The following is a 13778-nucleotide window of genomic DNA, read 5'->3' on the forward strand; positions in this document are numbered from 1 at the left end:
TGGCCTCCCTATTCTGCTGCCAGCTCACCCGCAGGAACGGCCACCGCATTGCGGGTTTCGTATTCCAGCGTGATGTTCTGACCGGTGTGATCTTCAAAGGATTGACCGTGGTTCGGGATCGAGACCTTGATCTCTTTGCCGCCTTCACCTTCGGTGAAAATATTGAAGGCGTTGCCTTCAAATTCTTCATGGTTGACGCGGGCGGTGACGAAATGGTCGCCGGCTGCTCCGGTCGGCGCGATTGTGAACGCCTCGGGGCGGATAAACATCATGGCGGCGTCGCCTTCGCTCATCTTGCCCTGATTGGCGGTGGACACCCGAGCCACCAAATCGCCAGAGCGGTTGGTCGAAATCAGGACCTCGTTGTCCATGACCTTTTTGACCTTACCTCGGAAGACGTTGTTTTCGCCCACAAATGAAGCCGCAAATGCAGTGTTGGGGTCGTTGTATATCGTCTTTCCATCGGCAATCTGGTCGATCACCCCCGCCCGCATGACCGCAATACTGTCGGACATGGTCAGGGCCTCACCCTGATCGTGCGTGATGTAAATGAACGTAATGCCGACCCGTTGTTGGATTTCGCGCAGTTCGGTCCGCATATGCTGACGCAGCTTAAGATCCAGCGCCGACAGCGGCTCATCCAGCAGCAAAACATCAGGTTCGGCGCAAAGCGCACGCGCAATTGCGACCCGCTGACGTTGACCGCCTGACAATTCGCTGGGCAACTTGTCACCCTGCCCCGGCAGCGCAATCATATCCAACAACTCATCCGCACGTTTTCGACGTTGCGCGGCGCTGGCCCCCTTGATTTCCATCGAGAAGGTAATGTTTTCCCAGATTTTCATCAGCGGAAACAAAGCAAGGTTCTGGAAGATCAGCGCTGTCGGACGTTTGTTTGGTCCAATCCCTTTCATGTTCTTGCCACCGATCAGGACGTTGCCCTCACTGGGATCAAGAAAGCCGGACACTGCGCGCAGGATCGTTGTCTTACCGCAGCCCGAAGGACCAAGGAACGAAAAGAACTCGCCCCCGTTTATGTTCACATTTGCATCGCGCACAGCGACAAAGTCACCGAAACGGATCCAAAGGTTTTCCAGATCTACGCCGACCCCTGCACTCATTTTGGCATCCCCCTGAGGCACGGTTCTAGGCCGCACCATAACATTTGCCGTCACGCCTGGGCGGCGTGCGGGTGAATTGCCCCCCGCGCCATGGCGAGGGGCTTAGGTTCTAAGCGATCAGGCGCTTTTGAACTTGTTGACGAACTCGGTCCGGGTTTCAGCGTACCAAGGCGCCTCGGCGGGCCATGGGTTCAGGTTCGCCAGCGAGTCGCCCGGATAGGCTTCGGCAAAGTTCTTCTTGTAGGTATCGCCGGAATACTGATCGGCACCCAGAACAGGTGAGTTGTAGCCGTGGCTGTCAATCGCGACACCGGCCGGTTTGGCCTGATAGGCAAAGTCGATAAAGGCATAGACCTGATCGATATTGGTCGCGCCGGTGGGCATCGAAATACCGTCAACCCAAGCCATCGCACCTTCGACCGGGGCCTGATAGTGCACCGGCTCACCAGCAGATTTCAGAGCCAGCGGTGGACCATCCCATGTCTGGCCGACAATCACGCCCTCGTTCAGCAAGCCGTTTTTCTGTGTGTCAGCATCATTCCAGATCAACTTGATCCGGTTTTTGCGCTCAACACACCAGTCAGTGATCTGACCCCAGACCTTACGCATGGTGTCTTCGTCACCGTAGGCCGCCCAGACCGAACCAGGCTCCATCTCGCCCGCGCTTTCCATGTACAGACCCGCGCCCAGCATCATCGAATGCGCGCGACCCATGGTTTTTCCTGCGTTCGCTTCGGCCCAAACGTCGCCATAAGACGGCGCGTCGCCTTCCGGCAGCCACAGGTCGGTGCGGTATGCGATGCCTTCGGTTCCCCAGATATGCGGCAACCAATGTGCGCCGCTATCGCCAAAGTTCCACGCATCCGTACCGATTTTGGCCATCGCCGGGTTCACCAGATCGATCGGAACCTTGTTCATGTCGAATGGCTGCAGCAGCTCCAACGGCCCCCACTGAAGCGAGCGGTTGTTGGTGGGCGAGACAATATCAAAGCCCTGGCCCTTGGTGGCCTTCATCTTGTTGATGATTTCTTCGTTCGAACCGATACCGGTGTAGTTCACCTTGATTCCGGTCAGGGTTTCAAACTCTTGGATGAACGCGGGCGGAAGATAATCCGACCACATCAAGATGTTGATTTCACCCGACGATGCCAAAGCGCTCTTGCTATAGAGCGGTGCTGCCAAGGCGGCGGCACCTGCACTTTTTAGGACAGATCGTCTGGAAAGTGTTTTTCTGTCAGCCATTTGTTTTCTCCCGATATTGGACTGAAGTTTTTTGTTATGTTTCGATTGTAGGACTTTCTGCACGAGTTCGTCAGCCCGAAAGTGACAGATTGTAGAATTCTTAGGTCCAGTTTTTGTTTTGCGTTTATTTTGCAGCGGTTTGATCCGGCAGTACATCTTCTTTCCAGACCGTTACATCCCGGGGCATAACAGGGTCTGATCCAACCAATATCTTGCGCCCGCCATTGCTCGGAAGGAGCAGGGCACTTGTCCCAAAATTGAAGGCAAAACCTAAGCCACCACGCCGCGTAATACGCAGATCGGGCCCATGGTCCGCAGGGCTGATACCCGCCCATTCCAATGCGTTTCGTAGCACCTGTCGCAACAGGTCCTGCCCCGGCACCATGGCCAGATACGTTGCCTTTTTGGAACGGATCACAGCAGAGCTGCCATCGCAATAATCACTGATGAAACGGCCGATTACGTCCTGATCCGTGTCTACAACTTCGCGCCAGCCTGTGAACCCAAGCGGCGTGTTCCCCAAAAAAAGCACAGTTTCATTCGCCAGTTCGGGCAGTGATTCGACCCGCAACACGCGAACTCCGGTCAAATCCGCCAACGTGCCCGGTGCTAGATTGGGAGGCGTGTGCATGTCGGATGTCATACTGCCGGATCGCGCACCAATCAGAAGTTTCGCCTGCGTCGCAGTCAAACGAGAAGCGAGTTGCTGCGTGACAATCATGCTTTGAGGTATAACGATCAGAGCGTACCCACTCAGATCATCCTTGGGACCAACAAAATCCAGATCGACACCCATCTCGCGCAGCGCCGCATACCAGTCACGAACGATCTGAGCATTTGGAAAACTGTCATCATGCGGCAGGACGTCCGCCGCCCAGATAGAAGCATAGTCCAGCAGCATTGCGACTGCTGCTTTGCCCCGCTTGGTCGGCGGCAAAGCAGCCCGGTCTAGCACAATCTGCTTCAGTTCTGTGGCCGCCTGATCTGGGCTACCGTCTGAGCGGAACAATGCGGTGTGAAATTGCTCTTGCGCAGATTTCGCCTGCCGCCAGCGGAAAAACATCACCGCCTCTGCGCCATGCGCATAGGCCGCCCAGGTCCAAAGCCGCACCATACCTTCTGCCGGCGATGGGTTTTTCTCGGCCCAATCCACCGGCCCCGGCTGCTGTTCCAGAACCCACATACGCCCGCGCCCTTGTGACCGATAAAGATCACAGTGAAACCCCTGATAATCCGGTGCGCCTGTTCGCAGATAGCGGTGTTTTTCCTGATCACTCAGCCCAGAGCTCAGCAAATTTCCCAACGGGTAGCTATCAAATCCCACAACATCCAAATCGGCGGCGAGATCATGGTGATCAAACTCGAAACTGCCCGCCATGAAGTTATGAGTGATATCGCGACCCGGCGAGTGGTCACGCAGGATATCAGCCTGCGCTTTATTGAACAGTCGGACCCGGTCCGAAGAATATCGCCTGAAATCGAGCGATTGGGTCGGGTTCGGCGACGCAACCAATCCATTGGGCAACTCAATTTGATCGAAGCCTGAATAGCTCGAGCCCCAGAACACTGTTCCCCACGTCTCGTTCAGAACATCGATCGAGCGGTAGCGATCAGCCAGCCAGCGGCGAAAACCCTGCCTTGCCACATCGGAATAACTGAGCACCGTTTCGTGATCGTTGTATTCGTTGTCGATCTGCCAAGCTTTCACATATGGGTTTTGACCGTAGCGACGGGCATATTCAGTAGCTATCCGGCACGCCTCGACCAGATAGACGTCACTTGAAAAACAATAATGCCGGCGAGAGCCAAACCCCCGCACCTGCCCGTCCGGACCAACGGGCAGAATTTCGGGATGTTCATCGACCAGCCATTTGGGCGGCGCGGCCGTTGGGGTCGACATCATGACCCGCAGACCAGCCTCACCCAGGATTCCGATCACCTCATCCAGCCATCCCCATTCAAAACGCCCGCGTTCAGGTTCGATCAGACCCCAGGTGAATTCGGCAATCCGTACCCAATCCAGACCCATGTCCACCATCCGCGCAGCGTCGTCCCTCCACCGCGATGGGTCCCATTGTTCGGGGTAGTAGCAAACCCCCAGCTCAAGTTTGCTCATCGGTCGTCCTTTGCCGCGCGCCGTTCGATCCATTTCAGAAAGCTGGCACAGGCGAGTGTGATCACGACATACAAGATCGCCGCGGTATTGAAAGGCGCGAAAGGCAGAAAGCTAGCGGCCTGAAATTCGCGCATTCGTTGGGTCATGTCGCGCACCGACAGGATGGACAACAGCGAGGTGTCTTTGATCATCGCAATGAATTCATTGCCCAAGGGTGGCGTAACAATCCGCAGCGCTTGCGGCAGCACAATCAGACGCGCAGTTTGCCAGCGGGATAGACCCAGCGAACTGCCCGCCTCAAGCTGGCCTTTTGGGATGGCCTCGATACCGGATCGAAAGATCTCGGCCATATAGGCCGAATAGCCCACGGAGATGGCGATGATCCCACGGGTCATGTTGGTCATGTCGATGCCGCCACCGGTCGCATCCTTGACCGCACCCGCCAGCGGCAAACCGATATAGAGGATAATCACCAGCATCGGAATGCCGCGTATCGTGTCCACGAAAAACTCGGCCCCAACGGCCAAGGGGTGCAATTTGTGCTGAGCACCCCCGATGGTCAAAGTGAGCAGGAGAAATCCAAAGACAGCAAACGCTAAAGCAGGATTGCGATACTTGTCCGGCAGAAAGCTTGTTTGCCACAGAACCGGATACCCCTGGGTATTGGCTTCGACCGGGACAAAGGCACCCGACACGCTGTCAACGGTCTCGATCTGTTCTAGAGCGCTTGCCGCATCGGTCGCGCTGCGGATTTTGTATTGTCGTTCACCGCCGCCGTCGAATTCGCCGAAGCGGATCAAATCCGCTTGTGCTTGCGGTGTGCCCCGCACAATGGCAATACGCGCATCAGTGCTGCCGACCAGCGCGTAGTTAACCTGAGGCTGCATGAAAAAAAACGCTGAGATCGCCAACAAAGCCAGACTAATCGAGCCATAAGTGACCGTCGTCCGCGCCTTAGGCTTGAAGGATTGTAGCCCGACCCAGATCAGACCAAGGATGGCCGCGAAGATGTAGGCGAAAATCGCCGCGCGGAATGTGATTGCGACGCCAGTGGCAAATTGCCAATGGGCCATGAACATTAAATAGAATAAAAGCCCGCCGGTCAGAACTTCGAACCCAAGCCGTATGTATCCGCGAAACGGGACCATCAGGCGCGCTGAAACCAGGCAAAGTGCAATGACCACTGCATACGCCGCCAATAGAATCTGCAAACCGGTTTGCACCTGTGCGACCACGTCAGGCAACAGAACCCAGGTCTGATTCGACCGATCAATCAAGGTTGACGTGTTCTCGCTGAGTGAATGGAAAAACACTGACTCAGCAAAGGGCATCAGTACCTGCGGTTGGACAAAACCCAATATCGACAATGCAACCGCTGCAGGAAATGCGGCCAGCGCAGATAGCCGCAACCAAGCGGGCGCATGTGTTTGAAACCGCGCATGCCGGGCACAGAGATAGCACAGGATAGCGACTGCCAGAACTAACAAGAAACCGATAAAGATAGGCCCAGCGTTGTTGCCGATACCGAGTATGGCAATCAGAGACCGCAAATATTTGGACGACGTGGCAAACAGGTAAATGATGAACGGGGCAGCAGCGAGCAACACAAGGTTGCTCGGGCGGATCGAGCTTAGGCGCGACATGGGGATCTCCGCTGGGACAAGACCCCGGCAGTATCTACCGCCGAGGCCAGTAAGTGCATCAAAGGATCAGTTGGTGCCCCAGTACTTGGCTTTCAGCGCATCCAGAGTGCCGTCTTCCTGGATCGCCGCCAGGCCAGCGTTGATAGCATCAACCGTCGCGTCACCTTCCTGAAAAACGATGCCAAGCGGATCGGATTGAAGGCCAGTGATCCCGACCGTCAACTCACCTGCGAATTCCTGTTCATAGGCAGCGGCGGACGTACCATCGATGATCACACCCTGTACGTCCGCGTTCTGAAGCGCCAGAATGGCCGCCGAGAAGTTGTCGTACAGGCTTACGTTCTCGCGACCGACCACTTCCTCGGCCAGTTGCGCGTTGGTGGTGCCAGTTTGGGCAGCCAGCTTTTGGCCACCAGCTTTGAAGTCATCTAGCGTCATGTCGCCGTTATCGACCTGCAGCAGGATCGCCTGGCTGACGATGATATAGGGTTCCGAGAAATCCATGGTCTCTTCGCGTTCCGACGTGATCGACACGCCCGAGATCACCAGATCAAACTCGCCCTGCTGAAGGGCAGCAAATATCCCATCCCAGGCGGTGTTTACGAAGTTCGGAACGCAATTCACCTTCTCGCAGATGGCGTTCATCACATCCACGTCGAAGCCCACGATCTCACCAGTGGTTTCATCGACAGTTTCCATCGGGGGATAAGTCGCATCCGTGCCAATCTTCAGTACGCGCCCTTCCAGGTCGGCGGCATATGCCACGGGAGCCGTCATCGCGGCCAATGTTGCGGCGGCTAGCAGTTTCTTGAACATGTCTGGTTTCTCCTTTGTTGGATCAGTTTGCTCGCGCCATTTGCGGCGCAGGCGTGTCAGGTTGACGCTCGATAAAGGTGGCCCTGATCTTTTTCTGGGTCTCGGACGGATCCGCCCCGTCCAAGGATTTCAACATAAACTCTCCCAGCAAACGACTGGTTTCGACAATCGGCAGGTAGTACGTGCTGGGCGGAGGCACAAAATACTGGCTGAGGTGCAGGTCGTCGGTCGAGATAACAACGACATCACGCCCGACCTGAACACCTGTTTCAGCTGCAGCTGAAAGCACGCCCAATGTCATTGCTTCGTTTGCGCAAATGATGGCACTTGCACGGTTTGGTGCCTGCATCAGCGCTTGAAAAGCCTGTCGCCCGAAAAGCGCAGTGGTCGGGCCATTGCAGATCAATTCAGAATCAAAGCTGACGCCAGCTGCTGCCAGCGCATCTAAATAGCCTTTCTCTCGTTGCGCTGCATAAATCAGATCGCCCGGCGGGTTGATCAGTGCAATACGACGGTGCCCCAGATCGATCAGTCGTGTGGTGGCATCATATGCCGCTGCCTGACTGTCGAAATCCACGAAGGGATGGGGTTTGGGGCTATCGCTCATCCCGTAAGTAACAAAGGGAAAACCATGCTTCTGCAGATACGCGATCCGAGGATCGTTTCGTCGAGTACCTGAAAAAATGACACCATCCGCCAACCCTTCGTGAACAATGCTCTGTAGGGTCACAATCGCGCTTTCTATATCCGACACAGAAAACACGCTTAGCTGGTATCGTGACCCTTGCAGTGCGATGGAGATCCCGGACAGAATTCGGGTAAACTCCACGCCTTCCCATTCTTCGGACGCATCCATCGAAACGCCAACCAGAACAGCGATGTGATAAGATTTATTGGTGCGGAGCTTCAACCCGTCCAGATTAACCCGGTATCCAAGTTCGTTAGCGACTTTCTGTATTTTCTCACGAGTCTCTCGCCTGACGGATTTGACCCCGCGCAGCGCGCTGGAAACGGTACCAACAGAATAACCCGTCCGGGCGGCAATCGATTTGATTGTCGCCCGCGCCATCAGGCAGCCCTAACCAATTGGGATTCCAGAAACCACTTGCCTGTTTCCAGCGTCCGCCTGTGATCGGGGGTTTCGTCGTGTTCCACGAATAAATCGGAACAATTTGTCTCGTCCAACGCCGCCAGAACCTCGGCCCATTCCACGACACCATCGCCCAGGTCACGCCATCGTTCATCACCCACACGAGTCGGATCAACATCCTTGGCGTGGACCGACAAAATAAGGTCGGAATAGCATTGAATGAAACTGACAGGATCGAACCCGGCCACCACAAGCCAGCCTATGTCGGGCTGCAAATAAATGTTTCCCTGCGCCAAAATCAGATCCAATGGAGAATGGCCGGGGCACCCGACCAGATCGAAATCGTGATTGTGGTAGGCCAACTTGACGTCGTGAACCGCCAACTGATCCGCCCATTCGGACAACTGGCCGGACACCGCACTCCATCCTTCGACGGTGCTGGGCCGCGCCTCAGGCGCAAGCCAGGGCATTACGGCAACCTCGCAATTCAGAAGGTTCATTACCTCGATAATATCGTCGAAACGGTCTTCTAATTCTTCCCAATCAAAATGCGCGGACCGGACGCGAAGACCAGACTTTTGGACAATGTCAGCCATCTGAGGTGGCGACAAGCGATGCAGTCCCGTGGTTTCGACATCGGTAAACCCGGCATCGGCTACCATTTTCAACTGCTGCGCAAGATCACCGCACTGCCGAACTGTATAAAGCTGCGCTGAAACTCGCATTATTCACCATTGAAACGTTTCAAATATGGTGAAACACCAAGGGCGGCGCTGTCAAGCACCACGTGAAATCTGCGAATTCCTACTTCCGCATCGACAAGCCATCGTGAAACAGATGGACTTTTTCTGGCGCAGCCGTGACCGAAACAGTCTGCCCCCGCAGGTCCCTTTGCACCCCCGGCAACTTGGCGATGACAGATTCTGCACCTTCGGTTTTGTCGAAATACAACAAGGTGACCTCTCCCAGGGCTTCGGTAAAATCTACCATCCCAGAAAGAATCGCACTGTTGTCTGTCATAACGAGATCTTCGGGCCGGACACCGATATTGACATGTTTGCCTTGATCATTCGCCTCAGTCGGGACGGCGGAAACCGCAACCCCACCGCTCTCCAGCGCCACCGTTGTCAATTGCCCTGTCTCAGTGATCTGACCCGGCAACAGGTTCATGGAAGGCGACCCGATGAACTGCGCAACAAATTCGTTGTCTGGTGTCTCGTACAGTTCCAACGGCGTACCCACCTGAGCGATGCCCTTGTTGGCGAGCACGACAATGCGGCTGGCCAGTGTCATCGCCTCGACCTGATCGTGGGTCACGTAGATCATGGTGCTGTCAGGCATTGCTTCCTTCAGGCGCGCAATCTCGATCCGCGTTGCCACGCGCAAGGCTGCGTCGAGGTTTGATAGCGGCTCATCAAAAAGATACACTTTAGGATCACGCACAATCGCACGTCCGATGGCAACGCGTTGCCGCTGCCCGCCCGACAGTGCTTTGGGCAGGCGATCCAGAAACGGTTCAAGTTGCAAAATGCGGGCGGCGCGATCAACGCCTGCATCAATTTCGGACGTAGGCATGTTGGCTATCTTCAGTGCAAACGCCATGTTTTCCCGGACGGTCATGTGCGGGTACAAGGCATAGCTTTGAAACACCATCGCGATGCCCCGCTGTGCGGGCGGGACATCGTTCATGACCTGACCTTCGATTTCCAGCGATCCGCCGGTAATCTTTTCCAATCCTGCGATCATCCGCAACAATGTGGACTTGCCACAGCCGGATGGTCCCACAAAGACGATCAATTCGCCCCGATCAATATCGAGGTTGATGTGTTTCAGAACATCGACCGGGCCATAGGACTTGGCGACATCTGTGAGTTTGAGTTCAGACATTCTTTACCCCTTATCCCTGACCATCAGGCAAAACTGCGATGCATTCAGCATCACGTTGCTGGCGCCCTCGACGGAACCCAAATCCCGACCTATGGCGCGCCATTTGCCATCGGGCAGCTCCACGTTTGTTGGATCACCGCCCAGATTGAATGCGCAAAAGATCTGCTCGAATGCGTCCTCGCGCAGGAAGGTTAGAACAGGCCCGTTCTGGGCCATTTCCTTCTGCGCGCCGGACGCCAACGCAGAGTGCGCGTGGCGCAGTGCAATCGCGCGCCGATAGTGGTGCAACATCGAGTGTGGATTTGATTCCAGCCGATCCACCGCATTCTCGGCTTGTACAGCGCTGACTGGCAGCCAGGGCTCTGCGACGCTGAACCCGGATTGCTCGTCTTGCGCAGCCCAAACCATAGGGGTACGGCAACCATCGCGGCCTTTATACTCGGGCCAGAATTCTATTCCGTAGGGATCCTGCAGTTTTTCGAAGGGAACGTCTGCTTCGCCCAACCCAAGCTCCTCGCCTTGATAGAGACATGCGGACCCGCGCAGGCACATCATCAAAACTGCGTATTGACGGGTGGCTGCACCATCCAGGTTCCAGCGCGACGCGTGGCGCTGCACATCGTGGTTAGAGAAGGCCCAGCAGGGCCATGCATCACCAGCTTTGGCCTCAAGCTGATCGAAAACCTGCTTTGCGTAGCTTGCGGTTAGTGCCCGTTTTTCAAGAAATTCAAAGGCATAGCACATATGCATGCGCTTGTCGCCGGTGGTGTATTCCCCCATGATCTCAAGACCACGCTGTGCGTCTCCGACCTCACCCAGACAGGCCCGGCCTTCGTATTCATCCGTCAATGCGCGCAACCGCTCGAGAAAGGCAATATTCTCAGGTTGGCTCTTTGAGAACAAGTGATCCTGATGGTTGTATGGGTTCACGGCGGGGGCAATCGACGCATTGCGCTGATCCAAAGGCAGCGCTGGATTGTCGCGCAACGACTTGTCGTGAAAATAGAAATTGATGGTATCCAGTCGGAACCCATCCACACCCATATCAAGCCAAAACCGAGCGACATCCAGCAATGCATCCTGCACGTCTGTGCAGTGAAAATTCAGATCAGGCTGCGAGGCCAGAAAGTTGTGAAGGTAATACTGCAGTCTGCGGGAATCCCATTGCCAGGCCGAACCGCCAAAGATGGACAGCCAGTTGTTCGGCGGCGTACCATCTGGTTTGGGATCAGCCCAGACAAACCAGTCAGATTTTGGATTTTCTCGACTGCTGCGGCTTTCGCTAAACCAAGGGTGTTGATCCGACGTGTGTGACAGCACCAGATCGGTCATAACCTTCAAACCCTGCGCGTGCGCCTTGTCCAGAAGATCACGAAAATCATCAAGGGTTCCGAACATCGGGTCAACATCGCGGTAATCGCTGACATCGTATCCGAAATCCTTCATCGGAGACTTGAAAAAGGGTGAAATCCAGATCGCATCGACGCCCAGTGACGCGATGTAGCCTAGCCTTTCAGTGATGCCTTTCAGGTCTCCAATCCCGTCGCCATTACTGTCCTGAAAGCTGCGCGGATAGATCTGATAGATCACCCCGCCATGCCACCAATCAGAGGACAGTTTGGTCGCTTTGGTTTGACTCAGGTTGTTCTGCACGTTCATCAGACGCCTCTACTTTACAGATCCGGCCAACAGGCCTCGGACCAGGTATTTTTGCATTGCGAAAAAGACCACCAGCGGCACAAAGATCGACACAAAGGCCGCCGTCGCCAGAATTTCCCAATTCCCGCCTCGTGTGCCCAACAGCTCGACAATGCGGTTCGTCATAACTGTGGTCTGGCCCGTCGCATCGATCAGGAACACTTTGGCCACCAGCAGGTCATTCCAAGTCCACAGGAACTGGAAGATCGCGAATGAAGCGAGCGCTGGAAAGCTAAGGGGCAGGATGAGTTTGGTGAAAATCTGAAACTCGGTTGCACCGTCGACGCGGGCGTTTTCGATCAGATCACGCGGCAATCCAGCCATGTAATTGCGTAACAGATAGATCGCCAAGGGCATTCCAAACCCTGTATGGGCAAGCCAGACACCAAGATAGCCTTTGCCAATGCCGATATTCAGGTGGAATTTCAGCAAAGGGATAAGCGCCAGTTGAAGTGGGACGACCAACAATCCGACAACTGCCGCGATCAGTAAGGCCCGACCAGGGAAATCCATCCAGGCGAGCGCATAGGCGGCAAACGCCGCGACGAGGATTGGGATAATCGTCGCCGGGATCGTCACCGTCAGCGTATTGAAGAACGCTTTGCCCATACTGTCCGTACTGCTCTGATCCAGAAGAACCTTTTGGTAGTTATCGAAGGTAAACTCGGGTGGCAGTTCAGCGGTAACGAAAATCCGCGGACCGCGATTGCCCGTGAACTCCTCAGTGTTTTCCATGCGGTATTCACCGTCGGCAGACACGGTGATGGTCCCACCCCGGCGCAGCTCAGCCGTTTGGCCCGGCTCAAAAGCGCCAACATCGCGCGAGCTGATACCCCATTTCGAGATTGTGGCCTGCTGGTCGTCTCCAAACAACTGGCCTTCAATCACATAAACCCCGTTATCCAGCACCTGCGTTTCCGGCGCGGCACTGCGCAGGGTCAGGTTTTGCTCGGACGGAAATAGCGAGCGCCACCAACCACTGGTTGCGATCTGATCCGCTGTTCGGAAGGATGAGATCAATAGCCCCAATGTTGGCACGACCCACAGCACCACCAAAAAGATGACCGAGGCGTGGACAACCCACCTGAGCGCCGGTTTGGTTCCTGCAATATCGCTCATGCCCCTACTCCATTTCCTTGCGCGCATTGCGCACGTTCCAGACAAGGATTGGGGCCACCAGCAACATGATCACCATGGCCGAGGCCGAACCCACACCCCAATCGTTGGCCCGGAACAATTTGTCATACATGTAGTTGGCCAGCACCTGCGTCTCCCACTGACCATTGGTCATGGCAAAGACGATGTCGAAAACCTTGAGAACGGTGATCGTGATCGTCGTCCAGACCACCAGAATGGTCGTCTTGATCTGCGGCACCTTGATCTTGAAGAAGATCTGAAACGGGTTGGCGCCATCCAGGATCGCGGCTTCAATCGTTTCCTCGGGGATACCGCGCAATGCCGCCGACAGGATAACCATGGCAAACCCGGTTTGAATCCAGATCAAAACAACCATCAGAAACAAGCTGTTCCAGAACGGTAAGGTCAACCACGTCTGCGGGTCGGTTCCACCGAAAAAGATGTAGAGCGCGTTCAAAATCCCAATCTGGTCCTGCTCAGCAGGGCGCGAGTCATAAACCAGTTTCCAGATTACTGATGCTCCGACAAAAGAGATCGCCATCGGCATAAAGATCAGCGATTTTGCAAAATTGCCCCACCTGATCCGGTCGGTCAGCTGCGCCACCAGCAATCCGAATGCCGTCGACATCGCGGGCACTACGATCAGCCACAACATATTGTTGCGCATCGCTTCCCAAAATTTCGGCTCAGCTGCCATTTGAACATAGTTGTCCAGGCCGACCCAACGATAGCTGCCACCCGGAACACGCTCGGTCAGGGACAAGCGCAATGTCTCGACCACTGGGTAGGCCAGATAGAGGCCAAGGGCCGCCATCGCAGGGAACAGGAACAGCCAGGGGCGGATAATGTTCGCGCGATTGATATTGCGACCTGCGTTAGGACCGCGTGGCGGAAACAAGACTTTGTCTATGAACTGATTGGATAGGTAGAAGTAGCCCACGCAACCCGACACGCCAATGGCGATGGTCAGCAGGCCCTGAAGTGCCGGTGTCATGACGCTCTCATCCGTTTTGAGGTGAAGGGCAGCC

The 13778-nt window shown here is 55.4% G+C and carries 11 protein-coding genes; all 11 read right to left on the reverse strand.

Features of this window, described 5'->3' with window-relative positions; translation table 11 throughout:
* Positions 1-8 precede the first annotated feature (8 nt).
* The 11 genes from Q1B21_RS13965 to Q1B21_RS14015 all read right to left on the reverse strand — a co-directional run bounded on the left by Q1B21_RS13965 (position 9) and on the right by Q1B21_RS14015 (position 13744).
* Complete coding sequence (locus Q1B21_RS13965) at positions 9-1121, reverse strand: ABC transporter ATP-binding protein (RefSeq protein ID WP_298935076.1); 1113 nt, start codon at positions 1119-1121, stop codon at positions 9-11.
* Between the two features lie 117 nt (positions 1122-1238).
* Positions 1239-2363 (reverse strand): extracellular solute-binding protein, encoded by a 1125-nt coding sequence (locus Q1B21_RS13970; RefSeq protein WP_298935077.1) that lies wholly within the window; start codon positions 2361-2363, stop codon positions 1239-1241.
* A gap of 124 nt (positions 2364-2487) precedes the next feature.
* Complete coding sequence (locus Q1B21_RS13975; RefSeq protein ID WP_299890227.1) at positions 2488-4479, reverse strand: beta-galactosidase; 1992 nt, start codon at positions 4477-4479, stop codon at positions 2488-2490.
* The gene (locus Q1B21_RS13980) at positions 4476-6122 is read right to left on the reverse strand and encodes an amino acid ABC transporter permease (protein WP_299890229.1); all 1647 of its coding nucleotides are present in this window, start codon (positions 6120-6122) and stop codon (positions 4476-4478) included. The genes Q1B21_RS13975 and Q1B21_RS13980 overlap by 4 nt, the downstream gene beginning before the upstream one ends.
* 66 nt (positions 6123-6188) lie before the next feature.
* Entirely contained in the window at positions 6189-6938 is a 750-nt protein-coding gene (locus tag Q1B21_RS13985) for a basic amino acid ABC transporter substrate-binding protein (RefSeq protein WP_299080282.1), read from the reverse strand.
* 22 nt (positions 6939-6960) lie between these two features.
* Entirely contained in the window at positions 6961-8007 is a 1047-nt protein-coding gene (locus tag Q1B21_RS13990) for a LacI family transcriptional regulator (RefSeq protein WP_299890232.1), read from the reverse strand.
* Positions 8007-8690 carry a sugar phosphate isomerase/epimerase gene (locus Q1B21_RS13995; RefSeq protein ID WP_299890234.1) on the reverse strand — a complete coding sequence of 228 codons (684 nt, stop codon included), beginning with the start codon at positions 8688-8690 and terminating at the stop codon, positions 8007-8009. The genes Q1B21_RS13990 and Q1B21_RS13995 overlap by 1 nt, the downstream gene beginning before the upstream one ends.
* A gap of 142 nt (positions 8691-8832) precedes the next feature.
* Positions 8833-9915, reverse strand: coding sequence for an ABC transporter ATP-binding protein (locus tag Q1B21_RS14000; protein ID WP_299890236.1), 1083 nt, complete (start codon positions 9913-9915; stop codon positions 8833-8835).
* 3 nt (positions 9916-9918) lie between these two features.
* Entirely contained in the window at positions 9919-11574 is a 1656-nt protein-coding gene (locus tag Q1B21_RS14005; protein WP_299890238.1) for an alpha-glucosidase, read from the reverse strand.
* A 9-nt stretch (positions 11575-11583) separates the two neighbouring features.
* Positions 11584-12732, reverse strand: a complete 1149-nt coding sequence (locus Q1B21_RS14010) for a carbohydrate ABC transporter permease (RefSeq protein WP_299890240.1) — start codon at positions 12730-12732, stop codon at positions 11584-11586.
* Between the two features lie 4 nt (positions 12733-12736).
* The gene (locus tag Q1B21_RS14015) at positions 12737-13744 is read right to left on the reverse strand and encodes a carbohydrate ABC transporter permease (RefSeq protein ID WP_299890242.1); all 1008 of its coding nucleotides are present in this window, start codon (positions 13742-13744) and stop codon (positions 12737-12739) included.
* Positions 13745-13778 lie beyond the last annotated feature (34 nt).

This window comes from uncultured Ruegeria sp. (assembly GCF_947504215.1).
In the GTDB taxonomy this organism is placed as follows: domain Bacteria; phylum Pseudomonadota; class Alphaproteobacteria; order Rhodobacterales; family Rhodobacteraceae; genus Ruegeria.

Coding starts and splice junctions, on each gene's coding strand:
- Q1B21_RS13965 (WP_298935076.1), bottom strand. CDS start 1,121: ATGAGTGCAGGGGTCGGCGTAGATCTGGAAAACCTTTGGATCCGTTTC.
- Q1B21_RS13970 (WP_298935077.1), bottom strand. CDS start 2,363: ATGGCTGACAGAAAAACACTTTCCAGACGATCTGTCCTAAAAAGTGCA.
- Q1B21_RS13975 (WP_299890227.1), bottom strand. CDS start 4,479: ATGAGCAAACTTGAGCTGGGGGTTTGCTACTACCCCGAACAATGGGAC.
- Q1B21_RS13980 (WP_299890229.1), bottom strand. CDS start 6,122: ATGTCGCGCCTAAGCTCGATCCGCCCGAGCAACCTTGTGTTGCTCGCT.
- Q1B21_RS13985 (WP_299080282.1), bottom strand. CDS start 6,938: ATGTTCAAGAAACTGCTAGCCGCCGCAACATTGGCCGCGATGACGGCT.
- Q1B21_RS13990 (WP_299890232.1), bottom strand. CDS start 8,007: ATGGCGCGGGCGACAATCAAATCGATTGCCGCCCGGACGGGTTATTCT.
- Q1B21_RS13995 (WP_299890234.1), bottom strand. CDS start 8,690: ATGGTAGCCGATGCCGGGTTTACCGATGTCGAAACCACGGGACTGCAT.
- Q1B21_RS14000 (WP_299890236.1), bottom strand. CDS start 9,915: ATGTCTGAACTCAAACTCACAGATGTCGCCAAGTCCTATGGCCCGGTC.
- Q1B21_RS14005 (WP_299890238.1), bottom strand. CDS start 11,574: ATGAACGTGCAGAACAACCTGAGTCAAACCAAAGCGACCAAACTGTCC.
- Q1B21_RS14010 (WP_299890240.1), bottom strand. CDS start 12,732: ATGAGCGATATTGCAGGAACCAAACCGGCGCTCAGGTGGGTTGTCCAC.
- Q1B21_RS14015 (WP_299890242.1), bottom strand. CDS start 13,744: ATGACACCGGCACTTCAGGGCCTGCTGACCATCGCCATTGGCGTGTCG.